Raw genomic sequence first — 25,885 nt, forward strand, 5'->3', positions numbered from 1 at the left:
GCTCTCGACGAAGGCGGCAACAATGCTTCGGGATCAGTTGCCCAGAGCCTGCGCGACCAGCGCCTTGATCATGCGGTAGTAGTAGGTGCGAGTAGATCCTGGGGTCTGCGCCATGAAAACGACTGCCAGTTCCTCCCTTGGATCGATCCAGAAGAACGTTCCACCGTAGCCTGCCAACATGTACTCGCCTTCGGAACCGGGCACGCCTGCGAGGCCTGGCCCCTGCCGGACCAAAACGCCGAGTCCGAATGTATAACCATCCAAACCCATCAGAGAGATGCCGGGTGATGCTGGCACCCCGGGACGATTGCCGAGGTGATCTGAAGTCATCAGTTTAACCGTCGTGGGGCTCAGATACCGACGGCCGTCCAGAGTTCCGCCATTCAGCATCATTTGACAGAAGCGAAGGTAATCGGCCGCTGTCGACACGCCGCCTTCTCCAGCAAGGTCATTCAACGGATCGATCTTGATGTCGAGAAACTGTTCTTCCCTGCGCAGCGGCTCGGCAACTCGACTCCAATTTGCCTGAGGAACCTTAAAACCAGTGTCAGCCATCTTCAGCGGGCGGAATAGCCTCTCATCAAGAAACGCCGATAGGCGCTGGCCCGAGACCGCCTCGACCACGTGGCCGAGCACATCTACAGCCAAGCCGTACTCAAAGGTGGTGCCCGGCTCATGGACCAGCGGCGTTTTGGCAATCGCGGCCGTGAATTGTTCAGGCGTGACCAAGCGCAATGGCTCAACAAGGAGGTTTGCCTCGGTGTAAGCCGCTTTGATCTCCAGAATTTTCGAGAACTTTCCGTAAGTAAGGCCCGCGGTATGTCGGAAGAGATCGTGGATGGTCATCCGACGCTTGGCGGGCTCGCGGGTGGTCTTGCCGTCTTTGTCCGTGGCCAGGACGTCCATTTTGGCCAACTGCGGCAGGAACTTAGAAACGTCATCGTTGAGCTGGACCTTGCCTTCCTCGACCAGCATCATGGCGCCAACCGAAGCAAGTGGCTTTGTCATGGAGCAGAGGCGGAAGATCGCGTCCTCAGTCATCGGCTTGCCCGCCGACGTATCTAGGAAACCGATAGCTTCTGAATAAATCAGTTTACCTCGCCGGGCGATCATGACGACGGCGCCTGGCACGCGCTCCGCGTCGACTTCCTTTTGCAGCACCGCGCGAATTCGGGAGAGCCGGTCTGGCGAAACATCGACGGCTTCGGGCTGGGCGGTTGGCCACGTGCAGATGCTATTGTCGCTGACGCCATGCTTGCGGCAAAGATCGAGCTCCGAAACGCCGGCCTCATGCTCTTTCAAAATCTTGATGATCTGTCCTTCCGAAAAGCGATTGTGCTTCATGCTCTGATCTTGTCTTGGGCCCGAACAAGCTTCGAACTGATTAAGCCCGCAGGCAAGGGGTCCGCGACGTCTGGTCTTCAGTAAGCCTAGTTGTAAGTGAGCACACCGTCTCACTTCAGTTGAGCAGCTTCACGCCAATCTGTGAACCCTAGCTCGAATCGACCAAAACCAGCGGGTTTGGTGGTGAATTTGACGGTCTTCCTGACAGAGCCGCCAATGTGCTGGATGCAAAGTTAAACACCGCCTTACCGGAAGCGTCGACGCCAACCAGCTTACCGTCCTTCATGACAGGAGAACCGGCACCCTCCAAGATCTGCCCAACCGCAAATCCGTCGGCCGTGTGATGAACGTCGAGAGGAGCTAAGCACGTTCCTTTCTGACCATCCCATTCATTGGCCGATACTGCTGTAACCACGGCTTCCTTCAAGAGCCCATCCACGCCGCGACAGGTATATTTGAAAATCGACAATGTCGTGTTCATTCCGATCACCTATTGGCTCTCGAGCAGCGACTATGGCGGTGCAACTGCAGCGCCCGATTGTGTTAACAAGGGTGACCCCGCTCATCCCAATCAAACCGAAAGCGGAACATAATACAGTCGCGAGAAACGGCTTTGTCACTTTGGCGATGCTTTCGCGGATAGGTTCTTCGCCTGGTATGTACAACTTGACGCTACGTGCGATTCAAGTCCCTTCGAGGGCTTGTTGCGTGAGTGCTACCCATAGCTAGGACGAGTGGTCGAGTTGCCATCATTGGACTCTCTTTACCCGCGAGCTGCTTCTCTGTCGGAAGCGAGGCAGACCGGTTAGAGGAAGGGGACCGGCATCATCCTAAGGCTCGATCTTGTCGTGTCATCCACGTCAGGTTGAACGCGGCCCCGCCATTTCAGAAGGTACGCTGACGTCTATGCGGATTTCACTCTCCTGAAGCAAGACGGCATCAGATTCCGAGAGCGGCACGCGGATTGCTGGTATGAGCAGCAAAGAGCCGCGCGGCCAAAACGGTCGCAGCGGCTCGTCCCAGGAGGTGCACGATGAGACTTGCCCGATTTATCCTGATCGACGCAACTCTTATGCCGCTTATGCTCGGAAATGCGGGAGCGGCGAACATCAATGTGGCGGTGACCGCGCCCCCCATCGAGCCGGCGAAGATTGCAGCGTCGTTCAAGCCGAAGACCGCACACGACGCCTTGTTCAGTCTTGGCGCGAGTGGAAAGCTTGTACAGCCAGATCGGTCAAGGCGTGCCGTCTCAGGTGTCTATTTCGGCCGACGGCACAAGTCCGAAGCCATTGTTCGAGAATGCTCTCGCGGTTCGGGAATCGCGGTTTACCTATGCGATCGATAAGCTCCTGCAGTGGAGCTCGACGGCGAACTTTGTAAATGGCGTGGAGGCGTTTTCCGTCGATCTGCAATCCGGCTCCGGCACCTAGTTACGGAGCCGCGGTGCGCGGCATAAAGCCGCTCGGCTTCTATGGGTCGATGCAGCCGAAGCCGGTCCAGCGCGCGGCCATGACGCCAGCCTATGACTTCATCCAGACCGGCACCCTATCGTGCCGTCAAAGTTCACAGTTATTCGCCATTAGTTCGCGTTGTCTGCTGCCGCAGATTCTTTATGTCCCCATCCCGCTGGGCCCCGGCCTGGTGTTGATTTGCCCCGACGGCACAGTGAGACGCTCCTCCATCGATTTTATCGAAGCGCCGAATGCCTATGAGGTGATCGCGCCTGATAGGTACGTGCTCGACGACCAGAGTTGACGCGAATGGATGGCCTTTCGGCAGAGATCTGGCAGTCGCTCGGGCTCACGATCGCGCTCGCGAGCCCGACGACGGTGATACTGCTGTTCATTGGTACGCCGCTCGCGTGGCAGCTAGCACGTTCGAAGAGGCTTTGGACTGAGGCGGTGACGCCACGATCATCGCGCTGCCGCTGGTGCTTCCGCCAACGGTGTCGGCTTTTGTTTCTTGGTCCTGCACGGCCCGGGCGGCCTTCGCGCCTCTCTCTGGGGCGGGCGCACGCTTGCCTTCACCTTTGCGGGGCTCGTGGTCGGATCGGTTTTGTGCGCACTGCCTTTGGTGGTGCAGCCCATCCGCAACGCCTTCGTTAACATGGGCGACCGCCCGCTGGAAGTTGCGGCCACCTTGCGCACCTCTCCGTTATATGCCTTCTTCACGGTCGCCGACTGAGGCTATCCCCCGTACACCAGACGGGCCTGGCCGCTCGCTGCGGCCGCGTGGCTGCCGCACCGCATGGTCACGGCACGCGTTGCCACTCGCCGATGTCCTCCGGGATGCCCATCTTAGATGGGTCGCCAGCGGACGGCCAGAAGCATGTACCGTTAGCGAGTGCCTCTGCCGCCGCAGCGGGTGAAGCGTGGTACTCTAACGTCTCGCCAGCAAATACGATTGCAAATCCCTTTGGCGTCGGGACAATCTGAGCGTGCCCCGCCCGTGTTCTATAGACCCATTTCACCATTTGCAGGTTCCCGCAGTTCTAGCCCGAATACGTGTTGAACATGCCGTGCTTTCACGCTGCGTATATAGCCGCGGGAGACTCGTGCTTCATTTCCCACTCAAGAAATTCGTTCGCGATCAACACCCTTTCACGACTTCGCCGCGCATCACCGCCGCAGGTTGCAATTGCCTGATCGGAGACAGCTTCCAAAGCCTGCGCGTCCGATTGTAACTTGGGAGCGGTAGGTTCAGGCATGGGGAATCCAGTAGTGGTTGGCGATATTCTAATTCTGTTCTAGACAAATCAACCACGGTTGAGCGCGGTCGGCGCGCGTCGCGAACGGAAAATCCTACCCGCCCCAGAGCCCGAGCCGCTGGGCGTAGGCGAGATTGTGGACGGTGGTGGCGCCGGTCGCCGAGACATAGACGATGCAGGCGTTGGACAATGCGTGCTGCAAGCGCAGGCCCGCTCGGCCCTGCTGCGAGGGGGCGACATCGCCCCGCTCGCCCTTGCCGCCACCGGCATTCTGCATGGCATGGCTCTCGTCGAAAATGATGACGCCGTCGAAGTCGGAGCCCAACCATTGAACGATCTGCCGGACGCGCGAAAGCTTCTCGCCGCGGTTGTCGGACCGCAGCGTAGCGTAGGTTAAAAATGGGATGCCTTCGGAGAGAAGGATCGGGCGCCCTTGCGCGATGCGCGAGAGCGGTGTGACGAGCAGACGCTCCATGCCGAGCGCCGACCAGTCGCGCTGCGCCTCTTCCAGTAGCTTGTCGGACTTGGAGACTGCCTCACTGCGGCCCTTCAGCCAGTTGTCGAGGATGATGCGCGCGGACTGACGACCCTTGCCGGCGCCAGTGCCATCGCCGAGCATAAAGCCGCGACGGAAACGAACGGTGTTCGGCGCGTCGTCGCGCGCGGCCGTGACGAGGTCAAAGGTCTCGTCCACCGTCCAGGCGCCAGCGAGATAATCGCGATGCGCCTCACCGGCATAGATCAGCGTCTCGAGCTGGGCATCGGGCAGGATGCCGTCGCTCACGAGGCTCGCCGGCAGGTGCGGCCGATAGCTCGGCTTCGGCGGCGCAACCGAAGGGGAAGAAGCTGATATAAAGAGTCTTCTTCAACAGCCGCTGGAGGACGTCTTCGTCTGCGCCCCCAGGCCCAGAACACGCCGGCCAAGGTCATGTCGAGGACGATCATCGTCGAGGCGAGATAGGTGACCTCGCCTTTGATCAGGCCGAAGCCTGAATCGATATAGGTGGTGTAGGCATTGAGGAAGGGTCTTTATTGGGCAGGACCTCCATGCAGTGCGTCAATCAGGCCCTCTATTGGATGGAGGGCATGATAACGGCGGACATATCGACGCGCGATAAAGAAGAGACTCAACAGGCTGCTCACAAAACCGCAGCATGAATGCAGATCTTTCGCAGGCCCTAGAGCACACGTTACTGCAGAGGCAAGTCCTAATCGTGGGATTATAGCCAGTGTTTTCACGGTTGGCCCCATGGCATGAGTTGGCGCATGAAAACTCGTGCGATTGTGGCCTGGAATGTGCGCCGGATTCGCGTAGATCAAGGTATCTCGCAAGAGAAATTGGCTTGCCAGGTCGGGATGGACCGCTCCTACATCAGTAGTCTGGAGCGGCAATCGAAGAATCCGACAATTGATCTTCTCGACCGTGTCGCCGAAACGCTGGACGTCCATTTGTCAGAGTTGTTTGTTCGGCCGCCGAAAGGTGCGAGGTCTCCCAAGACCTTGCCTAAAATTCGCAAACTAGCACGTCCACGTCGCAGGAAGAAATAGCTACGGCTGTCGCGCACCCAGTGGAGGGGACTTACAAGACCAATCTCGTTCTAAGATTATGTTTAGCAGCCGAACGGCAGCAAGGGAGTATCCCATCCGGTGTGTTGTTCGGCTTCACGTGATTAGTGAGGTCAGCCAGCCAGGGCATACAGGGGCGCTGCGATGGACGACAGGATTCGTCTCCGAAAGTTGGATCAACGTGCCTCGTCCGACGTGATGTCCTAAAGCATCCGCTCTGATAGTTACATCCTCATCAGAGAACCGGTTCTTGCATCGACCAAACATACATCGCATGGCTAGATGATGTGTTCCGGTCTTCGATGGATGACGTAAAGAGCTGCCGGCGCTTGGGCTCTTTGGCCCCGAAAGCCACGTGCCCTCCTCTTCCAGAGGCGGCAGCAGGGGGAAGGCTAGCCATCATTGTTGTTCTAGCGTCCCTTTCACTCTAAGGGTTGGGTAAGCTTGAGTAACGTTAAAAGGCACTGCCGATTGGGGAAAGGGCAGACGTCCACCAACTTTAGCTTTTGGTGTTGGAGGAACAGAAGCGCCCCGATGATCCGAGATCTTCCTTCGCTTTGGCTCATCGGCTGTCGGAGAGTCGCCGCCCTCGGCTTCTAGTCCCGCGCTGTCGCTGGGCAGCGTTCCGCATGCGACTGGCCTGAGGCAGTCTCGCGCAGATGGGCCACGAAAACGGATATTCCCGGTTCTACCCATTTCGGTTGAAACTTTGCTTCCGATGAATTCGGAAGGAAGCTCTACTACCGGTTGATATTCTGCTCGATCCCAACTGTAGCGAATCGTGGCACTTGACCGAATAATACGAGTTAGAGGGGTTAAGCTCCAACCGTGCCAGTGGAATTTCGAGACCTACGCTGGGCAATCGTCGCGTCCCAGCACCGAAGCCTTCGCCAAGCAGCAGAGGCGCTCAGGATCAAGCAGCCAACGCTCAGTCGCTGTCTTCGGAATCTCGAGCACGTGGTGGCATCGCCGTTGTTGACGGGCCGGCTCTCGTTGCTGGCACGGTTCCGGGCGCCGAGGCGAAAGAGTTCGCCGTATTCGTCCGCGGGACGGATCAGTGCATGATCCTGCGTCAGAGACAGCGTGAGTTGTGGTGCCTGATCGAGGCGCTCGATCGCCTGCTCGAATAATCGCGCAACGATGGCGCGCACCTGTTTGTAGCGATGGATGTGATGACGCACCGCGTGATCGCAGGCCTGCTCGACGAGCCGGGCGGGATACTTCTTCGCAAGCCCGACAATGCCCCACATCGCGCGCTGTCCGACGCGGCCTTCGGTGTCGAACAGGTGCTGACAGAGCGCCTTCGCTTGCGGTCCGATGTCGCCGGCGCTTGCCAGCAGGAAGGCGGTCTGGCGGGATGGATTGAACGGGCGCTCGTTGTGCGGCAATTTGAGCGAACCGGGCCGTACGGCGCGGGCGTGAACGCGCAGCAGCTCCTGGGTGTTGCGGTAGCGGATCTCGATCGTGGTCTCGTAGAGGCGTACCACGACCTGGCTGCCGATCGGCGCGGGGCGCGCGGCATAGTCGCTGTGATCCACGCGCACGGTGGTGTCGTCGTAGACGGTGCGCACGAGCTCGGAGAAGTAACGAAAGCCGGTCGCGGGCAGTGGCCGCAGATGCGGCTTCTCCTCCTGGAACATGGCCTCGACCTGACGTCTTGTGCTGCCATGGATGCGTTTGGAAGCCCAGTTCGCCTCCCAGTGCTCCAGAAACCTGTTCTGAGCCTCGAGCGACTCGAAGCGCCGCCCGGCGAGCGCGGTGCCCTGGGTGTGCTGGATCGCGTTCTCGACGGTCCCCTTGCGGTTCGGGTCCCGCACCCGTGCCGGATCGGCGACAACGCCGTAATGCGCGAGCACTGCGCCGTAGAGCCGGTTGAGCTCGGGCTCGTACAGGTCGGGCGTGATGACACCTTCCTTGAGATTATCGAGCACGACATAGCCGACGGCACCGCCGAAATACCGGAAACCCTCTTCGTGGAGCTGTGCCCAGATCTGCTGGCTCGACTTCCAGACCACCCGCCGGAAGCTGCGCCGCGAGTAGCGCAGAGTCATCACGAACAGGCGAGGCCGGCGGTAACGACCGCTCCTCGGATCACGGGTCAGCGCGCCTTCGCCATAATCGACCTGGGCTTCCTCGCCTGGGGCAAACTCGAGACGGTCAAACTGTTTGGGATCGATGTGGCGCAAGGCGCGCACGAAACGCTTGACGCTCTCGTAGCTGGCCGCGAAGCCGAACTGGTCAACCAGATCCTGATAGATCGCCTGCGCATTGCGCTTCAGACGAACCTGCTGTTCGATCCATTCCCGATGTGGTTCACAGGCTGAGCGGGCGAAATCAAACGTCTTGGCGGCCACCTTCGCTCCGATAGCCGGCGGTCGCGGAGGCGGGGGAGTTTGCCCATCCGCGGCCTCGGAGCCGGCGGTCACCCCGGGGGAGTTTGCCTCCGCCGCTCGCCGGGACACGAAAATCGCCTGGTAGCGCCGGATCGTCTTGCGGTCGATCCCCGTCAGCCGCTGGATCTCTCGCTGGCTCGTCTGGCGCTCAAGTAACGTAAATACGGTGCTTTGCAGGTGCGGCTTCAAGACGTTCAACTCCCCGTCCCCTCTTCCCTAAAAGGGGGCGAAAATAGACGTCCTGCTATGTCCGTTGCGGCCGATCAGCTGCCCAGCCGGCGAGCATCAAGTGGGGGAGTTTGAGGTGACCACACCCGGGGGATTTTGACCGACCGTCGGGGGTTTTCAATGAACATTGCAATTTCTGATTTATGGTCGAGCCTGCCGTGAGAATAGCTGCGACACGAGCCCATTCGTACACCAACTTCGGTTGTACGGTGTTGGGTTTGCGACACCGGCGCCGACACGCTCGCTGGAGCGGCAGAACACGCCAGAGCCTGCCGGCAGCCGTTCGTCAAGGAAAATTAGAAGCCGAGCGCGCTTTGAATGCCGATGGCACGGCCGTTGCTATGAGGCGACGATAGTCAGCAAAGGACCGAGGCGCATTCAGACAGGATGGGAAAACCATGCTCGCAGCGTCTCTAAAACGGACCCTGTACAGAGTACCGAGCGTGCGACAGCTACCGTACTCGCCCAATAGGGCGATCCATTGATCGGATGGGACGAGGATCAGGCAAAGCGCGCGCTAGCGAACTGGAGAGTTGAAATGACTGCACCCCTAGCCGTATCGCCGCGGCGCCAAACGTCCGATGTAGACGCAATGATCGCTGACCTCCGGTCGTGCGAACACCCGCACGATGTGGAAGTGTGCGGTATGCTGTTGCACATTCTCCCTGGCGTTCTGTCGCCACGCCTGAGTCACGCTCCCGACGCCTTGATATCGAAGTGGCACATCCAATCTGGAGCGACAATATTGGATCTAGGATGCGGATCAGGCGTGCTGGGGCTGGCGGCACTCCGCGCTGGGGCAGAACGCCTGGTGGCTCTCGACATTAATCCGCAAGCCGTTCTCACCACAAAGATAAACATCGAGCGGTTAGGTTATTCCGATCACGCAGAAGTGCGCCTCAGTGACATTTATTCTGCGCTACAGCCTAAAGAAAAGTTCGACCTTATTCTGTTTGCCGCCCCGTACTGGAACCGAAAAGCAAAGGACGACCTGGAGCGCTCTTGCTTTGACGAAGGTCACAGCGCCATGGCCGCAGCTCTGGGGGGAGCGCATAATTGGCTCAAGGCTGATGGCCTAATGTATGTCGTCTTTTCTGATCAGGGAGACATTGGGCGCGTCCTGAACGTGATCGATGACAGTAAGCTGCGCGTTAGAAACATGCATATTTTCCGACCATCGATTGAAGGGGGGCACATTCGTATCATCTGGGAGCTCACGGTTCGGTGAAGCCTCTTCTGCCGTCACTCAAGGGAGGCCGGTCGATCGGATTGAATGACCTCATGACAACCCGGCAGTTGTCCAACCGCCCCGAGATCAATCTCGATGATTCCAGCCCTTGCACGCTGCGCAGGCGGTGAAGACGCCAGTTGTGGTGCGCCGCTCGAGATCGGAGCCACTACGGGTGTGATCTCGACGGAAATAAGAACAGGCGCAACATCTCCGCCCAGTCGCCCCTGGCGCGCTTGTCGACGCCAGGTGAACAGCAGGCTATGAGCCACCCCGTGCCGGCGTGCCACCCCGCAGACCGTCTCGCCGGGCTGCAAGGTCTCTTCGACAAGGCGGACCTTCTCATCGTAACTCCATCGCCGCCGACGCTCAGCTTCAGTCGTCGCATGTTCTGGTTCTCCCAGGAAGTCTATAAGGGCCGCACCATAAACCGATTTTACACATTCGAAGCGCCGTTACGCTTCCTCATCGAATGCGTCGGCAAGGAAAAGCCTTCGTGAGTCTAACACCGCAGATGAAGAAGCCGTTGAAGGCGGCAACTCGCCATGCGACATCGAAGCTGCCTTGAACAAGAAAGGCGGCGCCTGGAACGCCTCGACCATTGACGGTAGCCGCAAGCGCTTGAACGGCATCCTTCAGAATGAGCTGTACGCCGGGCGCATCGTCTGGAACCGCCAAAGGTTCATCAAAGGCCCGGAGACCGGCAAGCGCATCAGCCGCGAAAACCCGCGCGAGCAGTGGATGACTGCTGAGGCAAAAGATCTGCACGCGCATGAAGGAAACCGGTCTCTGTGATAACCGGCGCACGGTGCCGCGCGAAGCGATTGAAGCCACGGTTCTAAAGGGCATCGAGGCGATACTCGCGGTCTGCTGAGATCACGCGTCGATTTCTTCAAGCTCGGCGATACGCTTGTGCAGCGCGGCGACTTGGCGGCGCAGCTTCCATATCTCGTCGCCGGCCCAATAGGCGCCGCGCTGGGCGATTTCCTTGCGAACGGCGTTCGCTTCCGCGATCTCGCTGCGGATGACGCTGTCAAAGGCTTCGATGATCAGGTCTCGCACGGGTTATTACCACCTTTTAGGAGCGTGCCGGGGCCATCAGGTGCCGGCTTTTGCCGGCCGCGTTGCTCAAATGCGTAGAGCGCTCACTACGCGGCGCTCTACGATCGTCAGTTAATCGAGAGCGGCAGCTGCACCATGATCGATCGCAAATTGTCGCTTCTCCTCCGTCGGGAAACTTCTCGGCCTCCAGTTCCAACCTGGCGCCTCCTCCAGCTCCCCGGTGATGAGGACATAGTCTTCGAACGTACTCGACGAGCTGATGTGCATCTCGCTCAGCTGCCGCAGCTCATGCCTAAAGTGAATTTTGCTGACGGTCATTCATCTCCTCCGCGCCTCCCAACGCCGGATCTGGTTCTTTTAATAGCGCGAGGCGCTCGCCGGCCACGCCCTGTTTTTGGCTCAGCCACCAGCGGTCAGCTAGCGCGGGCTGGTCAAGATCTCCGGCCAGGTGGACCCGGGGCGATACGCAAGCATCTCCCTCCCGACTGCGCCTCGAACCCCCGTGGCTCGAAAGGGCTGCGGGGGCTTTTTTGTGACTTGATTTCCGCGCATCGGTTGTAGATTCGGCTCGCGATTGAGGAGAGGGCTCATATGGACCACGAGAGGTTCCGGCTAGAACCGCAGAACCGCGCAATCTAATCGACAAATACATCTGCCCGTCGAGCAGGTTCAAAGATTACGTCCTCATCACCGGGGAGTTGGAGGATGCTAAGCGCAGGCTGGACCTCGAGTCCGAGAAGTTCCCGGACGAGGAGCGCCTGCGAATTTTAGCGAGCGTTCTGCGATAATCAGAACTGTTGCAGTACGCGTCACCCGGTCTTCGGCGCCTCATCGGCCACGTCGAAATGCCGGCGGCAATCCGCACGCGACCGTCCAGCTCACCGCCGATGGCTGAGTGATGTCGTCGTAGAGCTGCCGTAGCACTGCTGCGCCGTAGCGATTTGATCGATCGCGTCCGCCAGCCCTCCTAAGAAGACCCGATACCACGTATCATCATCGGGCAGCTCCCACTCCCACAGACTGGCGACGTATCGGGTCAGCGCGATGACGCCCGCGATCGTGGTTGGCGTTGAACGGATGAGCACATTTGCATGCTCCGTGAGAGCCAGGTTCCTTGCCGCTGATTTCGTCGGCGGCATCAAATTCGGCGCCCTGCTCAAGCTTCGCCGTTACCGACGCAGCCGCGTCGTAGTGGGCGGACAGTTCGCGATGACGCTCGATCACTACGAAGATCAGATCCCGATCGGCTGCACCAGTCGACTGGGCAGAACTTTCCTGCGATGACAAATTATTGACCCCGGCAAATTGCAGGCGATATAGCATCACAGCCGCGACGATAATCAGCGTAGACAGGCTGTCGTCCGCTGTCTTTCTGCTCGATCGGCTTGGGATCAGACGAAGTGGCACCAGCGAACAGTGAGCGACATGGCAGGTGGAATGCGAACCGAAATAGAGCTGGGCTTCTATCCCTGTGACCGACGGAATTTTTCCGCATTCTCCGCGGCAACAGCTAGGGCCTGAGAGAGCTTGAGCGCCTGATCTGCCGTTACCTGAAAACGCCCACAAGGCTCGCGATAGCGACAGTGATCTCGTCGTCGATCTGCTCAACTATGATCGCAGCCGACTCGTCGATTTCGATCTCTGCGATAAGCCCGAGGTCGTCACGTTCCTTTGCCATCGGTACACTCCCCATGTGCCCCTGCCATTGGTATATTGGAGATCGTGTCTTAGGTCACTGCGGAATTGATGGGCACCGCGAGAGCTCGCGGGCCGGAATGCTCTGAGCACTGCGCCTGGCTGTAATCATCGATGAAAGCCCGCCATGTAGCGGATTGCGACGAAAGTCCCGACGACAACGACGGCCGTGATAGCGACTGAAAACCCCACTCGAACCAAGAACTGGCCAGGGCTAAGTCCGTCCCATGAACTCATTTTCTTGCTTTGCGTTGCGACTCGGGCTTGCACCTGAGCCGTTATGCCTTCAGTTAAATGCGCGGGTTGATCCAGTCCCGGACCTCTTTAGACAACCAGCCTTGATGCTGACCGTTCACCAGTCTCGTGACAATGAGCCTATCGTGTTTGTCCATGTGTCGTCGGATGTCGGCGTCTAGCGCCTCAGCTGTCGACGGCGCTGGATGAACAACACGGAATCGAGGCCCTCATCCTTGATGTGACTGTAGTGTGAAATGTGATCGATCAGATTCTGTCGAGCCTGGGCGTAGTTCGCCTTATGTTTATTCAAATCCCAAGTGACCAAATACACGGCCATTACTGATCTCCATAATTCACGTAGCGCGCTCAGCATTACCATACCACACGCAAACTGCGAGTAGTAGGCGGAATCTCGGTTGCCCACGCCGTGAATCATCGCGCATGTTGAGGAGCACGCCGGAAATCCTGGTTCAGCACAGTTTCGGTAGCACCGTCGCCGATGCACGGTTCAGCCCACGGGCGATTTCGGGGAGCGTTGTGCCGGCACTGCCGTCAGAGTGAGCCGCCATCGCCGGCGGCTCGTGCTAGCCTTGAAATTCTGGCCGACTCGAAATCGGCTGAGACGGCCTGAAGTTCGAGACCAATATCGCGAAGGCTCAGCCCCGCTGATCGATCTCCGGTGTTGCCTTTGTTGGTCTTGCGCCTTCCAACACCATCGCGGCTCCGGTACTGAGCCTTAGGACTGAACGGGCGGGCATCATCCGTGCCGAAAGCAAGCGCGATTGTCCGTTTTGCTCGCTCAAACAGCCACGGGTTGAGAACAATCAATGACTCGCTGGTCGCACCCCTGGACTTGTCCGACCGAAAATGGGCATTTGTCGCACGATCGTATCGCTTCGTTCGCGCCGCGTATTACTCTCGCTCTCCAAATGGGAGTGCGGCTTCACGGACCGTGACCAAGGCGCCTCGCGTCGCGACGACAGCCGTATTAAACGACATGCGATAATCTGTCGGGGTTCGAGCCAGTGGGCCGTTTTGATCGCCCCCCTGGAAAAGACAGTACGTTTACAGATCATCCGGACAGCGCCCTCTTGAGCCCGGCAGCGCGTCTCTTCGGCGGCCCGCGCCGTGCCGGTGGCTGTCCCCGACCAAGACCCGGCCCCGCCTCTCCTGTTCGGGAGGATCATCCTATCTCCGGGACCCCGATCAAACCGACCATTAGCATTGAAAGGTGTGCCGCAATGAGATCCATGGTGCTTCAAAAAAGTGCGGCTGGCATTGCTGTCAGGTACTCACCTCCGTTCTTACAGGGCCCTCTGCCGAAACGATCAAAAACCCTCCGGCCGCGCCGAAAGCAAAGCTGCCGTCCTGGACGGGCCTTGCGCTACTTGTGCTTGTCGCGGATACCCTGATGGCGGTGTTCGCCTGGATCGCAGTAGGCTTCGTCCTGAACTGAGATGTTATGCCGGCAGAACGCTGCCAGCAGGTAGGCGATCTGGCTGACGACGAGGCATCCGATGACGACGGACACGCCAGCGAAGAAGCCGAAGTCGGAGACCTGAAGAACGATCGCGGCGAGGACCGCGATCGCCGGAGACACTAGCACCATGGCCCAGACCCGAAAGGACAGGCCCGTCGCGAGCCCGATGATCGCGCTCCCTAGCAGGGCTAGAATAATCGTCACTTTTCACTTCCAGTTTGAGTGCGAGCCGCACCGCAATCCATCATCTGGATCGCTCTAACAAGGATCGCGTTGTCCGCCGCGCCGATCGAGCGGAGTTAGTGTTAACCTCGACAATGCCCTTAAAATTCATCCGGGCCAGACCTGTTCTGAGGGGCTGTCTCGAAACACCTCGAACGGACTTACCGCGGCGGACGGCAAAAGCACTGGATAAAGCTGAAGAACCGCTGCCATCCTGCAATGGCGCGTGAGCTATGACCGTTTTCATCTACGTTGTCTTTCCACAACGTTCGGAGGCTCGCGGCTATGAATCTTGTCTGAACCACAAGTTCTGGCGTGACCCGAGCGCCCCTTTGCCCACCAGGAAGCCGCTGCCCGCAAGCTGGTCGAATACGTCAATCGGCCCTTTAATTGCGGATTATTGTCAACTCTCTTTGAAGCCATTCGGCAAGACGGTAGCGCTCGACCCGTCGGAGCGGGTCGGGTTGCGGAGATGGGACGAGCGCGGCTGGTAGATCGATAGCCAGCTCGGTAGTCGTGGGCCGATTGGCCGTTACCTAAATCTCAATGTGATCAGCTGCCCGTCGCTGGGGTCATGGTCCTTTCCGAGGTCGCAGGCGCCTCATGATGATGTCCGGATCGGGTGCCTCATCGTTTGCAACGGCGTGCGGGCGAGCCCGCCACCAGCCGATTGACCGAGGTCACCACGACCACCGTCCCAGCGGGACATCGCCGGGCCCGGCGGACCGGGCCAGGAACTTGCAGAATAAGGTCAGGCCGGCGCGTGGCTCCAGTCGAACGACGTGCCATCCACCCAAATGCAGTGGAGGATCACAGCGATCTTGCGTGCAATGGCGACCTTTGCCTTTTTCAAACCGACCCGCTTCACGAGCTTCATTCCCCACGCCTTGAGGGAAGACCATTTTTTGGTCCGATAGAGATGGACCGTCGCTGCCTCGAATAGGTAGGTTCGGAGAAGCCTGTCGCCCCATCGGGATATCCTGCCACTAGTGTCAGTTTCACCAGATTGGTTGCGCCGAGGTGTGAGGCCGAGATAGGCGCCGACTGTCGAGGCCGATCGGAAGCGGGACGGGTCATCGATCGTATGGCGGAAGGTCAAGGCAGTAACCACGCCAACACCAGGAACCGTCATCAGGCGACGCGTCGTCTCGTCAGACTTTGCCAATCGGCGGACCTCGTCGTCGAATTTGCTCTGCTGCTGGCAGATATGCTCATGAATCGACAGGAGCGGCTCGACCACGTTGAGGAGTTGATGATCTTCGCCCAATAGCTCGCCGACCTGGCTACGAAACTGTTGGCCAATCGCGCGAGGGAATAGCAACCCACATTCCTTGATCAGACTGCGGACCTGGTTCTCGATATCCCGCCGCATGGACACAAGGCGAGATCGCGCGACAAGAATCGCTCGAACCTTCTGGCTCTCCTCGCTCTTGATCTTGACTTCTCGATACCATCCAACCCGCACCAGTTCGGCAAGGCCCCGAGCATCATTCCGATCGCTCTTATTCATGCGGACAGACAGTGCTGCGTGTGCATGCCTTGCATCGATGCAAACGACGGGCAGTTCAACCCTACGAAGCTCGTGCCAAAGCCAGCTTGCCATCGCGCCCGTCTCAAAGCCGATACGCTCCGCCAATGGCGCATGCTTGCGAAGCAGCTTGGACAGATCGCCGGGATCAGACTTGGCCTTCCCTTCAAAGATCGCTTGACCAGTCTCGTTGACCACGCAAACCGAAGTCTCTCTTTGCGAGACATCCAGGCCGACGTATTGCCTCATGACAGCTCCTCCGAATCGCTTGATTGCGAGAGCTCGACGATAACGGAGCTTTTATGCCCCCGGGCGCTGACCGCAATTACGTCATCGTTTTCAGTGTCAGGCACCGTGCTGCTGGGCTTGCTAGCCGCCAAGCACTTTTGCTTGGTCAAGGCGCAAAAGCGCAACGAGCGCACTCGCTTTAAGTGAACGCAAAGGCGAGCAGGCTCGAGCAGAGCATCACCAGACCGGCCGCGGTCAGTGTCAGGAAGCTGTCGGAGACAAGGTCACGATTGCGCATGAAACACCTACGATTGCTCCGTAGGAGCGAGGGCGGCAGTCCCGCCTTGGCGCAACAGCCGGCCACCGCCTCAAGCGCCTTTTTCCCGCCAGCGCTCCTACTTAGGTCTCGGGAATGGGACACCGGCTATACGGCTGATGCTCGCGGGTCTGCTCACCGGGATCGTACACGATCGCAAGCTGATCCGTGAGGCTCAGGTCAACATCGCCATTCGATGGTTTGCTGGTTATGGCCTGCACGAGCAGCTACCGCACCATTCAAGCCTGACGCGCATCCGCCAGCGCTGGGGCGAAGAGCGATTCCGTAGGATCTTCAAATGCACGGTCGAGGCCTGCCTGAAGGCCAAGATCGCAACAGGGCGAAGGTGGGGCGGCTAACCATGGTGACGCGGAAGGAACTGACGGCGGCGGCAGGCGCGCGCTATCGGATCGAGTCGCGCCAATTCGGCCAGGCGATACGCCCGGGAAATCGACCCGAAATGAATCACGGTCAAACCCGCGCGCAAGTTCGGCTCATCATATAACGCAATCGGCGCGACAGGCTCGAAACCGGAAAACCTCGTCCATGCAAACTCGGGATTTATTTATCACAACCGGCTTCTGCAGTCTGTGGATCGTCCGATTGTATGTCACTCGACCGATGCACAGTTCGCTGTTCCCTCGACAAGATTCTCCGAATGATTGCAGGGCAAAGCAAGCAATCTCCCGGCCGGATGGACAGCAGCTCGGCAAGCGAATGCCCTGGGCAGGATCGCGCAGGATCGGGCCACCACTGCGGATATTCCCGGTTCTACCCATTTAGATTGAAACTTTGCTTCCCATTGAGTTGGAAGAAAATTCTACTACCAGTTGCTATCTTGATCGATCCCAACTGCGGTTTGGAATGGTAGCACCGAATATACGAGCTAGAGGGGGTTGCGCTTCGACCGTGCCAATGGAATTTCGAGATCTACGCTGGGCTATCGTCGCATCCCAGCACCGAAGCCTCCGCCAAGCGGCAGAGACCCTCAGGGTTAAGCAGTCAACGCTGAGTCGCCGCCTGCGCAATCTCGAACATAAGTTGGGCGGTGCCATCTTCGAGCGCACTAAAGCCGGTACGCGACCGACCATCGAAGGTCAGGAATTCCTCGATGCTGCCCGGCGCATCGTGAATGATACTGAGGCGATGACCGGCCGCCTCAAGAGCCGCTGGCGCGGCGAGAGCGGTCTATTGAACATCGGGATCCACGCCTCATTCTCCGCCGGCAATCTACGGGCCACCCTTCTCGAGCACCAGCGGCGCTTCCCTGATGTCAAACCGCATTTCGTCGACGGATCGAGCGACGATTTGATGTCCGATCTCGCCAGCTCCGCCATTGACGTCGCCTTCCTGGTCGAGCCCAATGCGAGCTGGAGCGACAGATCCTTGTTGCTCTGGGGCGAACGTGCCGTGGTTGCTCTCCCCGCGGGTCATCCGTTAGCAGGCCGTGATGTGGTTCACTGGGGCGAACTGAGGCACGAAGCCCTTTTGGTGACAGAACACGGCCCCGGTCCCGAACTCGTCAAGCTTCTCATCAGCAAGATGGGAAGTCTTGATACTTGTCAATTGCTCCACCATGAAGCGTCGCTCGACCGGCTTCTCACCTCGGTCGGAGCCGGCTGGGGTATCCTCCTGGCACTCGAAGGTGCGACGGGCGCTAACTATCCGGGTGTTACCTTCCGCGAGGTGCATGATGCCCAGGGCCCGACGCAGCTGAACTTTCGCGCCTATTGGCGGCAGGACAATTGCAATCCATCGCTGCGTCCGTTGCTCGACCTGCTTCGCGAGCGCTATCCGGATCTCTCGGCCGCACCAGGGACGGACCGAGCAGCATTTCGCCGCGCCTTCGCGAAGGCCCGGCCGGTCGCCATGAAGCGCTCGATCATCGGCGCGATCAGCTTCCCTGGCTCAATCGGCGTCGTCGAATCTCCAACTCGCGTCAAAATCCCGGCATCATCCGGACTCTATCGGACTGTTTCATGCCTGTGATGTCTGGTTGCTATGACGATTGCCGAACATGCACACGATGACGAGGCTGGCGGAGGCGTTGATAGCCGGGGCGGGATCGAGCCCGTCCCGGCTATCAACGGCGCCGAGGGAAGTCCTATCCTGGAGTTCTACCTCACCGATCTGGCGTCTCTCCGGGAGACAGTCGTTGCAAGGTGGCTCCGAAAACAGGCGGTCTGCAAACTGCGCGGGTATGGACTGGCCGGACAGCTCTCTGCTCAAGCAATGGTTTCCACGATTTCATAGCGCCGGATCAGCGGTCCGATCCCCTCGTTGAGCAGGGTCAGGACGTTCTGCGTTGTCGGAGCGAGGAGTTCAATCCGCTCGATGCGAACCGGACTCCATGAAGGCTCCTTATCGTCATCCGAGGCGACTTCCTCGCGGAGCTCGAGGACGGCCTGTCGCACCTCGTCCAGTTCCGCAAAAAAGAAACCGGGGATTCCTGTGTCTTTCCAGCGGTCTTCGCTCGGTTCAGCCTCACGTGAGTAGGTATATAAGATCATGGTTCCGGCCTGCATCCCTGCGGCACCCCCGCCGGTTGCATACTTGCCTATTCTGCCATCGAAGATCAAATCCCCTTGTCGAGGACGATGGGGTTGTCGGTCGGTGCGGCTCGCGCGAGTCCGATGAAGTGCGTGCGCTCCGGGCAGCAAACGGGCACATGGCGCAACATTTCCAGACCTCCAGCCATCTCGTCGTGTGGCGCAGGCAGTGGAAGGTGATGCGCTTTTTTCTTCCACGAAGCGCAGGTTTTGTTGGCGCTGGCCAAGTTGTTTTTTCTGAACCTAGGCTGCCGCCGACGCTGGCGCTCCTAATCGCTGAACCTAGCGCTGGCCTGCGGCCGAAGCACCCACGGGAAAGCGAACCAGAGCCATGCGATGATCTGAGGGACAAGATTGAGGGTAAAGGCTATCCGGTACGCGATGTCAGGATAATGTCCCGCCTGAGGCGTCCAATGTTCAAGGACGAGGCCGGTGGCATATTGCAGGACAAACGCCCCACCGATATGGAACACGTTCAGAGCAGCATTGGCCCGTCCGGCAAGTTCTTTCGGGAAATAACTAGCCAGAATCGCATAGCTAAGCACCGTGGCTGCGCCGACGGCGGCCACGGCGGCCCACAGGACGTATGATGACAACGGCCATCGCAGGATAATCGCGAGTTGCACGGCAATGAACACAAGGCCGACGACCGCGAGGAGCGCCTCTGTTCCAATGCCATAGCGACGCAGCCGATCAGCCAGAACGCCTAGCAGGAGCGCACCCAGGCTGAGGGCTGCGGCCATGACAAACAAATGCTGCACCAACGCAGCGCGATCAAGTCCCTCGACGTCAGTGAACCACTGCGCCGCCCAAAGTCCCTGCAGCGCCCAGGCGGTGCCGACGGAAGTCGCTGATAGCGGCGCCAGACGCCAGAAATGCGGATCGGTATAAATCTTCTTCAAACTGGCCATGGCTGCTCCACGCATGACCGGCGTTGCCGATGCACTCTCGGGCACCAAGAGATAGATCATCGCCGAACAGCCGGCAGTGACGACGGCGAACAATGCGAAGAGCGTCCTCCACCCAACCCAAGCCAGCAACAACTGCGCCGGCGAGGTCGCGGTGACCGCTCCCAATGCCCCGAGCATGACCATCAGGCCGTTGAGAAACGGAAGACGGTCCTTCGGAAACCAGAGAACGAGGGCTTTCAATCCGGCGGTCAGGCTCGCGGCGACACCGAGACCGATTAGCGCCCGGCTGAGAGCCAGCATGATCAAATTATCTGACGTCGCAAACAATGCGGCGCCGACCGCAGCAGCAACCAGCAGCACGCTCTGGATCACCCGCGGACCATACCGATCCAGCAGGATGCCGACCGGTATCTGCGCCGCCGCGAAGGTGAGAAAATAGACCGAGGTCAGCAAGCCAAGATCGCCAGGGCCGAGCCCCAACTCCAATGTCAGGGGAGCGGCGATCAAGGCGTTGATTGTCCTGAAGAGGTACGAGAGATAATAGCCGACGGCAAATGGCAGAAATACCCGTATGATAAGAGCGAGACCATTGACATCTGCTAACTCGCGGCGCAGAGCGGAAGATGCCGTTGACGTGGGCAGCGTTGCGCGCAACGTCGTCTCATCGCCGCTGGATCTCTCGCTGAAGTGGGCCGTGAGCCTGTTTTGGAAAGGGCCGAGCGCTGCCGTCCTCCCGCACGGCAGCGTTCGGCTCTGATGCGCCATCAACCGCGGCGGATGCGCCAAAAATTGATTCAGAGGACTTGGAAGGTGTGCCGTGCGCCTCGCTGGCCGCGAAGTCGCACTCGGAGTGGTCCTCATTTCTGCTGACGCGCCGGTTCAAAGTCTCCCGCGTCAGAGATATCCCGAGCTCAACACGTCGTCCTACTTGCGCGGCGAACTCCTCGAAGCGTTTGGCGCCGACGACAGCAGCAATATGCTGCTCTGTAGCCGATAACGAGGGCGTAACGGCCAAGTGGTAGCGCGCGTGAAGGGCTGCGACCTCATTCACCATCTTGAGATCGGCACCGAGACGCCTGATCTGATCGTTCAGCTCAGCGAGGCGGTCTGCCACGATCGCGAAATGTTCAGCGGCGCTATCGGATTGAAGAAAGCGATCGAGCGCGGCTTCAATAAGTTCTGATTTTGTCACGCCCGTGCGTGTAGCCGCGGCGGCGAGCCGCGTTGCCATGGATTCGCTGAGATGAACGCCAGTCCGGGTTGTCATGAGAAGACTCGGCTTGCGAAACGGCTAGACAATTGGATACGCAGACAAAGGGACCACGTCGGCGTTCGCGTACGGATCGAGCGTCATCTCAAATCTCAAGTTGGATTCGGTCTCAATCGCTGGATATCCGCGGCGCCAGCTCCCACGCTCGACGGCGGCAAGAAAGCTGTCGACCTGAGCATTGAATGCTGCCTGATCTTCCAGATTGATGGAGTGGCCGGTATTGGGACTGATCCAAAGACCGGCGTTCGGAAGCACTGCTTTCAGCATCAGGTTGGTCTCGAGGCAGGGCGCGTCTTCATCGCCCAGGGCCAGCAATACCGGTGTTCGCATCGTTGAGAGCTGATCGGCCAGATCATGCAATGACGGTCGTAACCCCTGACAGCGCGCCATCGTATTCGACATACCTAGCGGTGAGTGGTGACGCAGGCGTTCCCAAAACTCTTGCCAGCTCCGTCTATCCTTGTATTTGAGTTGGATACGAGTCTGACCATGCGCCATTTTCCGGGCCATGGCGTCCATCCCGCGCTCGATGAAAGCCCGCGCGAGAATGGAGGTTTCTCTCGACCAGGCGTCTCGCTGGGACGGAGCCGATCCGGCTCCCACACCGGCCGCGACAATCGCGCTGGCCTTCTCCGGGTAGCGTAATCCAAACTGCAAGGCGGCATATCCACCCATGCTCGATCCGACCAGGTGTGCGTGCTCGAGGGCAAGGCCACGCATGACGGCGGCGATGTCGTTCACAGCGAGCTCCCAGCCATAGAGGGCCGGATCGCGAGGGGCGTCGCTCGGGGCATATCCACGGGCGTTGAAGGCGATGCAGCGATAGCTACGGGAAAAGTACCGAACCTGGGTTTCCCATTGGCGGCTATCTGAGCCGAGCTCGTGCAGGAAAATGATCGGTCGGCCTTCGCCTCCTTCCTCGAAATATAGCTTCACACCCGTGGCATCGATATATGGCATCTGACTTCCTCTTCACCTGAACGCCGCTCCGTAGAGCAAATTCTGGTCTATGACCGGATCTGACTTGACGGGCTTTGGTCCCGGCCGCCTCTCACAAGGCAACGCTGAACGATCGTCGCTTTATCGATTTGTTGCCGCGCGATTCACCTTTGAGAACCCCTTGTCTGTCGCCATAAAGCGCTCGATCATTGGCGCGATCAGTTTGGCGGGCTCGATCGGTATCGGCGTGTCGCCGCTACGCGTTAAAATCTCGGCATAGCTTTTGAGATTCCTGAAGACCGCCGCTGGCAGCTCAATCGTGAGCTTGACCGGCTTGTCGTCTTCGAGTGGTCCAAGCTTGAGCTTCGTCATGGTGTTCCTCCCTTCGGGTAGCGGGCGAGGACCAAGTCTCGCGTCACAATTACACGGACCGGAAAACCTGGCCGGATGGTCAGCGTCGGCTGGATGTTGAGCTGGCGCTGCACGATCTGCTGGCCGGTCTGGCTGATGCTGTTGGACGCGCCGCTGCGGATCGCTTGAACGAGATTGTTCTCGTTCTGGCTCGTGCCCGCCTCGGCCCCGACGCTGAGCATGGTCGAGAGAACGGCGGCCTTGAACAGCGTGCCCCAATGATTGTCGACCTCATCCTCGAGCCCGGCATAACCACCGGTGTCGGCGCCGGGCTGGCGCTCCAGCACGATCGAGTTGCCGTTAGGCATGATGATGCGAGTCCAGACCAGGAGGATGCGGCTCTGGCCGAACGCCACGGAGCTGTCGTACTGGCCGATCAGCTTGGCGCCCTGAGCGGCAACCGTGCCTTCCAAGCCTCATGCCGCACCTCGACAGCCTTGGCCGAGACGCTTTCCCTCAGCCCAGGAGCTTGAGCGGGAAAGGTTGGTGTGCGCAGCCCGATCTCAAGGCAGCTCCCGGACGAAGCAAACCGGTAAAAAGCCGTCAGCACGAAGTTGTGCAACACCGCTTGGAACGCGATCGCGGGATTTTCCGCCAGCGCATCCCGCAATGCCAGCGTTCGGTGGGCCGTGAGCTCGATGATGAGCCGATCCGGCAACGGCCTTGCCGGGTCTTCATCATCCTCCTCCGGTTCGGTCGGTGCGCCGGCGACCGAGATCGCCGCGCGTTGTACGGGGGCACCAGCCTCCTGCCCATCAGGCGACGAAGCATCGGTGCCCTGTTCGACGTCGCAACCGGCCGCAGGCGCCTCATCCTCAGGCCGAACATAGCCCCGATCGACGGAAAGACGTCCTTCGGAATCGATGCTGACGAAGACGCCGGCCCGGGCAATCTCCGGCAGATCGTAGGTTTTCGGGCGGTCTTCGAGCGCCAGCAGCGCCGCCTCGATCGCGCCGAGACGCTGGTCGATCTCTTCGGGCAGCTCATCCGCATCCTGATATTCGGTTTCGAGCTTCGCCTGCTCGGCATTGAGGGCGTCGATGGTGGCCTGCTCCTCGGAGGTGAGATCGACAGGTTGGCCGTCCAGCCCGCGCAGGCGTGCAGTGTGGCCGTAGGGGAATTCAACGGCGACTGATATCCACTTCCATCCTTCCGCACCAATTACCTCCGCCTCGGCTTTGAGCTTCTCCGTGACAAGACGGTCGAGGAGAGCGACGTCTTGAAGCCAGCCGCCATCATCGTGCTCGAACAGGTCGCGCAAAACGCCGCCACCTGCCTGCTGGTAAGCATCGAGCCCAATGAACTGGACGCGGCGATCGGACGCCCGCACGGTATTTTCGGTCAGCATCCGCCGGATTTGATAAGGTTCATCGTAGCCCGAGCGGCTGACATTCTCCCAGATCTGTTCCTGCCGCGTCTGATCCGCAGTGACAGAAAAGGCCATGAGCTGCTCGAGGGTCATGCCGTCTTCGGCATAGACGTCGTGCAGCTTTGGCGACACGGACGCCAACCGGAGGCGTTGCTTGACGACAGCCGGCGCCACGAAGTGTCGAGCCGCGATGTCCCCTCGGACATGCCGGCGCCACTCAAGGTCTGGAAGGCCCGGAACTGATCGAGCGGATGTAGGCCTACCCGCTCGTCGTTCTCCGCAAGCGAATCGTCTTCTGCGATGCCGCCCTCACGCACGACACAAGGAACGGCCTGCACCTTCGCCATGCGCTTTTGCTTGACGAGAAGTTCCAGCGCGCGATAGCGCCGGCCGCCCGCCGGCACCTCGAACATACCGGTCTCATTGCCTTCAGCATCCACAACCGCCCGCACGTTGAGACTTTGCAGAAGCGTCCGCTGGGCTATGCTTTCAGCGAGCTGCTCGATTGAGATGCCCGCTTTCACGCGCCGGACGTTCGACTGGCTGAGCACCAGCTTGTTGAACGGAATGTCCCGCGAGGGCGACAGGGTGATCTTTTGGACGGCTTTCGTCATGTCAATTCTCCGCGACGGGCGGCCGGGAGCCTCTCTCTCGGCCTCCAACCCGTCGCGAAAACCGCACCTCCCCTCTCACTCTCGTATCCGAAGCGACTGGCGAGATCTTCACGCTGCCTCCTGCTCCGCGCTCTCGGTCGTCACGTCAACAACGGACTCCGGCAGAAAGCCAAGCAGATAGTCCGCAACCTTGCTGGCTTGTGAAGCAGCTCGCACGATCGCGCGATTGTCCTCGCGCAGCACCTCGAGCCAGGAGCCGATATAGTCGGCATGTCGCACCGTCGGTACGATACCGAGCGACGCGCAACTGAACGCTGCCGATATCTCTGCGATGAGCTCCTCGAAGGCGTACTTCTTGGTGCCGTAGCCGCCCGACAAGTCACGGTTGAGACGTGACGGATGGCCGCTGGCATGCGCCAGCTCATGCAAGGCGGTCCGATGCCAGTTGATCGGCTCAAAATAGGCCTGTGGTGGAGGTACCTGCACATAGTCTTCTGCCGGCGCATAGAATGCGCGGTTGCCACCGATCCGAAAATCGATGCCAGTCGCCTTGATGAGCTTTTCGACCTGCGGCTCGATCAGGCCTGGTGGCGAAGGCGGCGCTGTCGTCGCGATCTCCGAAGGCAGGTCGTCACATTGATCAGTATTAAAGACCGTGAAGCGCTTGAGGAACGGGATCGCCTGCGCTTCATCGCCCGTTTCGGTCGCGCGCCGCTTTTCGTCGACCGGTACAAATCGATCGGCATAGACCACGGTGGTCCCGCGCTCGCCCTTGCGGACGTGGCCACCGAGCGACAACGCCTGGCGGAATGTCAGCCAGCTCTGACCCGTGAATGCGCGCTCGGTGGCGGCCCCCCAGAGGATCAGAACGTTGATGCACAAGCAGGGAACGACCAGTCGGCGTGTCGTAAACATTCTCGGTCACTTGCGCCGTGATCTGACCTGGAAGATCCGATCGGATCCCGGTGATCAGGGCACCTGGAATGACCGTACCAGCCTGCACGAGATACGGTGAAGCGGGTTTTGTGATGCGATCAGAACTTACCGTGCGACGATCCACGGATGAGTTGGCGAAGGCTAGCTGCCTGTCCTGACCGTTCTGCCCGTATCCTTCGTCGTTCCCGGTAGTTGAGACCGATGGAGTATTGCGGTCGCTCTGAGCAGCGGCGGCTGGACGCACTTCTCTCCCATTGGACGAAGCGAACAAATGGCTGATACGGGCGGCCTCGGTCTCCTGGTCTCGACGCTGCTGCTCCGGATCGGCGCTGCCCGTCGGCAACTGGCCCTGAGCAGCAAGGATCGGTCGACCAAGATCCCCGGGGAGCGGCGGACCAAGCTGAGGGATGGCTTGGCGTGGAACGCCCGTGTAATCCTTTGGCAGCGTCGTAATGCCATCGGCAACATTGTGACGATCGGTGTTGTAAAGCTCATCGGCCGCCTGATTTCGCGGGCGATTGTTCTGCAGTGACCACAGCACAGTTCCGCCAATGACCAGCAATGCAACCGCGCTCCCTCCGGCCAGAGCTTTCCGCGACAAACGTGTCACGCGCGGATGCTCCGCTCTCAACCGAAAGTTCTTGGACTGCTC

The 25,885-nt window shown here is 59.5% G+C and carries 21 protein-coding genes and 12 pseudogenes; 10 read left to right on the plus strand and 23 right to left on the minus strand.

Translation table 11 applies throughout. From position 1 onward, the window contains the following. Positions 1-33: 33 nt before the first annotated feature. From QA645_RS32765 to QA645_RS32775, 3 genes and pseudogenes are all read right to left on the minus strand, one after another. Positions 34-1,113: a serine hydrolase domain-containing protein gene (locus tag QA645_RS32765; RefSeq protein WP_283053450.1), complete on the minus strand. Its 1,080-nt coding sequence runs from the start codon at positions 1,111-1,113 to the stop codon at positions 34-36. Between the two features lie 75 nt (positions 1,114-1,188). Next, a pseudogene (locus QA645_RS32770) lies at positions 1,189-1,344 on the minus strand (transposase); the annotation flags it as partial. 148 nt (positions 1,345-1,492) lie between these two features. Continuing rightward, complete coding sequence (locus tag QA645_RS32775; RefSeq protein ID WP_283045387.1) at positions 1,493-1,825, minus strand: hypothetical protein; 333 nt, start codon at positions 1,823-1,825, stop codon at positions 1,493-1,495. A gap of 736 nt (positions 1,826-2,561) precedes the next feature. Between QA645_RS32775 and QA645_RS32780 the strand changes: the two genes are divergently transcribed. From QA645_RS32780 to QA645_RS32790, 3 genes and pseudogenes are all read left to right on the plus strand, one after another. Beyond that, a complete protein-coding gene (locus QA645_RS32780) occupies positions 2,562-2,774 on the plus strand; it encodes a hypothetical protein (RefSeq protein ID WP_283045388.1) in 213 nt (70 codons plus the stop codon). Between the two features lie 13 nt (positions 2,775-2,787). Further along, positions 2,788-3,099, plus strand: a complete 312-nt coding sequence (locus tag QA645_RS32785; RefSeq protein WP_283045389.1) for a hypothetical protein — start codon at positions 2,788-2,790, stop codon at positions 3,097-3,099. A gap of 5 nt (positions 3,100-3,104) precedes the next feature. Next, a pseudogene (locus QA645_RS32790) lies at positions 3,105-3,522 on the plus strand (molybdate ABC transporter permease subunit); the annotation flags it as partial. Between the two features lie 626 nt (positions 3,523-4,148). Here the strand turns inward: QA645_RS32790 and QA645_RS32795 are convergent. Together QA645_RS32795 and QA645_RS32800 are read right to left on the minus strand one after the other, a co-directional pair. Then, a pseudogene (locus QA645_RS32795) lies at positions 4,149-4,913 on the minus strand (strawberry notch family protein); the annotation flags it as partial. Continuing rightward, a pseudogene (locus tag QA645_RS32800) lies at positions 4,891-5,050 on the minus strand (P-type conjugative transfer protein TrbL); the annotation flags it as partial. The pseudogenes QA645_RS32800 and QA645_RS32795, both read right to left, overlap by 23 nt. A 267-nt stretch (positions 5,051-5,317) precedes the next feature. Between QA645_RS32800 and QA645_RS32805 the strand changes: the two are divergent. Continuing rightward, positions 5,318-5,599: a helix-turn-helix transcriptional regulator gene (locus QA645_RS32805; protein WP_283045390.1), complete on the plus strand. Its 282-nt coding sequence runs from the start codon at positions 5,318-5,320 to the stop codon at positions 5,597-5,599. Between the two features lie 852 nt (positions 5,600-6,451). After that, positions 6,452-6,682 (plus strand): LysR family transcriptional regulator, encoded by a 231-nt coding sequence (locus tag QA645_RS32810; protein ID WP_283053452.1) that lies wholly within the window; start codon positions 6,452-6,454, stop codon positions 6,680-6,682. Here the strand turns inward: QA645_RS32810 and istA are convergent. Further along, positions 6,640-8,208 (minus strand): annotated as a pseudogene (istA, locus tag QA645_RS32815) (IS21 family transposase); the annotation flags it as partial. The gene QA645_RS32810 and the pseudogene istA sit on opposite strands and share 43 nt — an antisense overlap. 676 nt (positions 8,209-8,884) lie before the next feature. On the opposite strand from istA, the gene QA645_RS32820 reads away from it, so the two are divergent. Further along, positions 8,885-9,466: a methyltransferase gene (locus tag QA645_RS32820; RefSeq protein ID WP_283045391.1), complete on the plus strand. Its 582-nt coding sequence runs from the start codon at positions 8,885-8,887 to the stop codon at positions 9,464-9,466. 236 nt (positions 9,467-9,702) lie between these two features. On the opposite strand, the pseudogene QA645_RS32825 reads toward QA645_RS32820, so the two are convergent. Then, a pseudogene (locus QA645_RS32825) lies at positions 9,703-9,837 on the minus strand (transposase); the annotation flags it as partial. Between the two features lie 193 nt (positions 9,838-10,030). Here QA645_RS32825 and QA645_RS32830 point away from each other — a divergent pair. Beyond that, positions 10,031-10,261 (plus strand): recombinase family protein, encoded by a 231-nt coding sequence (locus tag QA645_RS32830; RefSeq protein ID WP_283045392.1) that lies wholly within the window; start codon positions 10,031-10,033, stop codon positions 10,259-10,261. An 81-nt stretch (positions 10,262-10,342) separates the two neighbouring features. Here the strand turns inward: QA645_RS32830 and QA645_RS32835 are convergent, their stop codons facing one another. Both QA645_RS32835 and QA645_RS32840 read right to left on the minus strand, forming a co-directional pair. Continuing rightward, a complete protein-coding gene (locus tag QA645_RS32835; RefSeq protein WP_283045393.1) occupies positions 10,343-10,528 on the minus strand; it encodes a hypothetical protein in 186 nt (61 codons plus the stop codon). 111 nt (positions 10,529-10,639) lie between these two features. Further along, on the minus strand, positions 10,640-10,846 hold the full coding sequence (locus tag QA645_RS32840; RefSeq protein WP_283045394.1) for a hypothetical protein: 207 nt from the start codon (positions 10,844-10,846) through the stop codon (positions 10,640-10,642). A 726-nt stretch (positions 10,847-11,572) separates the two neighbouring features. Here QA645_RS32840 and QA645_RS32845 point away from each other — a divergent pair. Then, positions 11,573-11,812, plus strand: a complete 240-nt coding sequence (locus QA645_RS32845) for a hypothetical protein (protein WP_283045395.1) — start codon at positions 11,573-11,575, stop codon at positions 11,810-11,812. 262 nt (positions 11,813-12,074) lie between these two features. Here QA645_RS32845 and QA645_RS32850 read toward each other — a convergent pair whose 3' ends face one another. The 3 genes from QA645_RS32850 to QA645_RS32860 form a co-directional block, all read right to left on the minus strand. Further along, positions 12,075-12,206 (minus strand): hypothetical protein, encoded by a 132-nt coding sequence (locus QA645_RS32850; protein WP_283045396.1) that lies wholly within the window; start codon positions 12,204-12,206, stop codon positions 12,075-12,077. A 1,638-nt stretch (positions 12,207-13,844) separates the two neighbouring features. After that, entirely contained in the window at positions 13,845-14,144 is a 300-nt protein-coding gene (locus tag QA645_RS32855; RefSeq protein ID WP_283045397.1) for a hypothetical protein, read from the minus strand. 769 nt (positions 14,145-14,913) lie between these two features. Beyond that, the gene (locus QA645_RS32860; RefSeq protein WP_283045398.1) at positions 14,914-15,939 is read right to left on the minus strand and encodes an IS110 family transposase; all 1,026 of its coding nucleotides are present in this window, start codon (positions 15,937-15,939) and stop codon (positions 14,914-14,916) included. A 402-nt stretch (positions 15,940-16,341) separates the two neighbouring features. On the opposite strand from QA645_RS32860, the pseudogene QA645_RS32865 reads away from it, so the two are divergent. Further along, positions 16,342-16,575 (plus strand): annotated as a pseudogene (locus QA645_RS32865) (transposase); the annotation flags it as partial. 574 nt (positions 16,576-17,149) lie between these two features. Further along, positions 17,150-17,965: pseudogene (locus QA645_RS32870) on the plus strand (LysR family transcriptional regulator); the annotation flags it as partial. Between the two features lie 59 nt (positions 17,966-18,024). On the opposite strand, the pseudogene QA645_RS32875 reads toward QA645_RS32870, so the two are convergent. From QA645_RS32875 to QA645_RS32925, 11 genes and pseudogenes are all read right to left on the minus strand, one after another. After that, a pseudogene (locus QA645_RS32875) lies at positions 18,025-18,150 on the minus strand (DUF2274 domain-containing protein); the annotation flags it as partial. Positions 18,151-18,459: 309 nt separating this feature from the next. Beyond that, a complete protein-coding gene (locus QA645_RS32880; protein WP_283045399.1) occupies positions 18,460-18,813 on the minus strand; it encodes a hypothetical protein in 354 nt (117 codons plus the stop codon). Next, positions 18,810-19,010: a hypothetical protein gene (locus tag QA645_RS32885; RefSeq protein WP_283045400.1), complete on the minus strand. Its 201-nt coding sequence runs from the start codon at positions 19,008-19,010 to the stop codon at positions 18,810-18,812. Before QA645_RS32885 ends, QA645_RS32880 begins: the two co-directional genes overlap by 4 nt. 42 nt (positions 19,011-19,052) lie before the next feature. Continuing rightward, on the minus strand, positions 19,053-20,348 hold the full coding sequence (locus tag QA645_RS32890) for an MFS transporter (protein ID WP_283045401.1): 1,296 nt from the start codon (positions 20,346-20,348) through the stop codon (positions 19,053-19,055). A 7-nt stretch (positions 20,349-20,355) separates the two neighbouring features. Continuing rightward, positions 20,356-20,961 carry a ribbon-helix-helix protein, CopG family gene (locus QA645_RS32895; RefSeq protein WP_283045402.1) on the minus strand — a complete coding sequence of 202 codons (606 nt, stop codon included), beginning with the start codon at positions 20,959-20,961 and terminating at the stop codon, positions 20,356-20,358. A 24-nt stretch (positions 20,962-20,985) separates the two neighbouring features. Continuing rightward, positions 20,986-21,924, minus strand: a complete 939-nt coding sequence (locus QA645_RS32900; RefSeq protein ID WP_283045403.1) for an alpha/beta hydrolase — start codon at positions 21,922-21,924, stop codon at positions 20,986-20,988. Between the two features lie 120 nt (positions 21,925-22,044). Further along, a complete protein-coding gene (locus QA645_RS32905; RefSeq protein ID WP_283045404.1) occupies positions 22,045-22,275 on the minus strand; it encodes a DUF2274 domain-containing protein in 231 nt (76 codons plus the stop codon). After that, positions 22,272-22,706 (minus strand): annotated as a pseudogene (locus QA645_RS32910) (TrbI/VirB10 family protein); the annotation flags it as partial. The gene QA645_RS32905 and the pseudogene QA645_RS32910, both read right to left, overlap by 4 nt. A 2-nt stretch (positions 22,707-22,708) precedes the next feature. Next, positions 22,709-24,297: pseudogene (locus QA645_RS32915) on the minus strand (ParB/RepB/Spo0J family partition protein); the annotation flags it as partial. A gap of 108 nt (positions 24,298-24,405) precedes the next feature. Next, positions 24,406-25,212 carry a zincin-like metallopeptidase domain-containing protein gene (locus QA645_RS32920; RefSeq protein WP_283045405.1) on the minus strand — a complete coding sequence of 269 codons (807 nt, stop codon included), beginning with the start codon at positions 25,210-25,212 and terminating at the stop codon, positions 24,406-24,408. Further along, a pseudogene (locus tag QA645_RS32925) lies at positions 25,175-25,885 on the minus strand (TrbI/VirB10 family protein); the annotation flags it as partial. The pseudogene QA645_RS32925 and the gene QA645_RS32920, both read right to left, overlap by 38 nt.

This window comes from Bradyrhizobium sp. CIAT3101, assembly GCF_029714945.1.
In the GTDB taxonomy this organism is placed as follows: domain Bacteria; phylum Pseudomonadota; class Alphaproteobacteria; order Rhizobiales; family Xanthobacteraceae; genus Bradyrhizobium.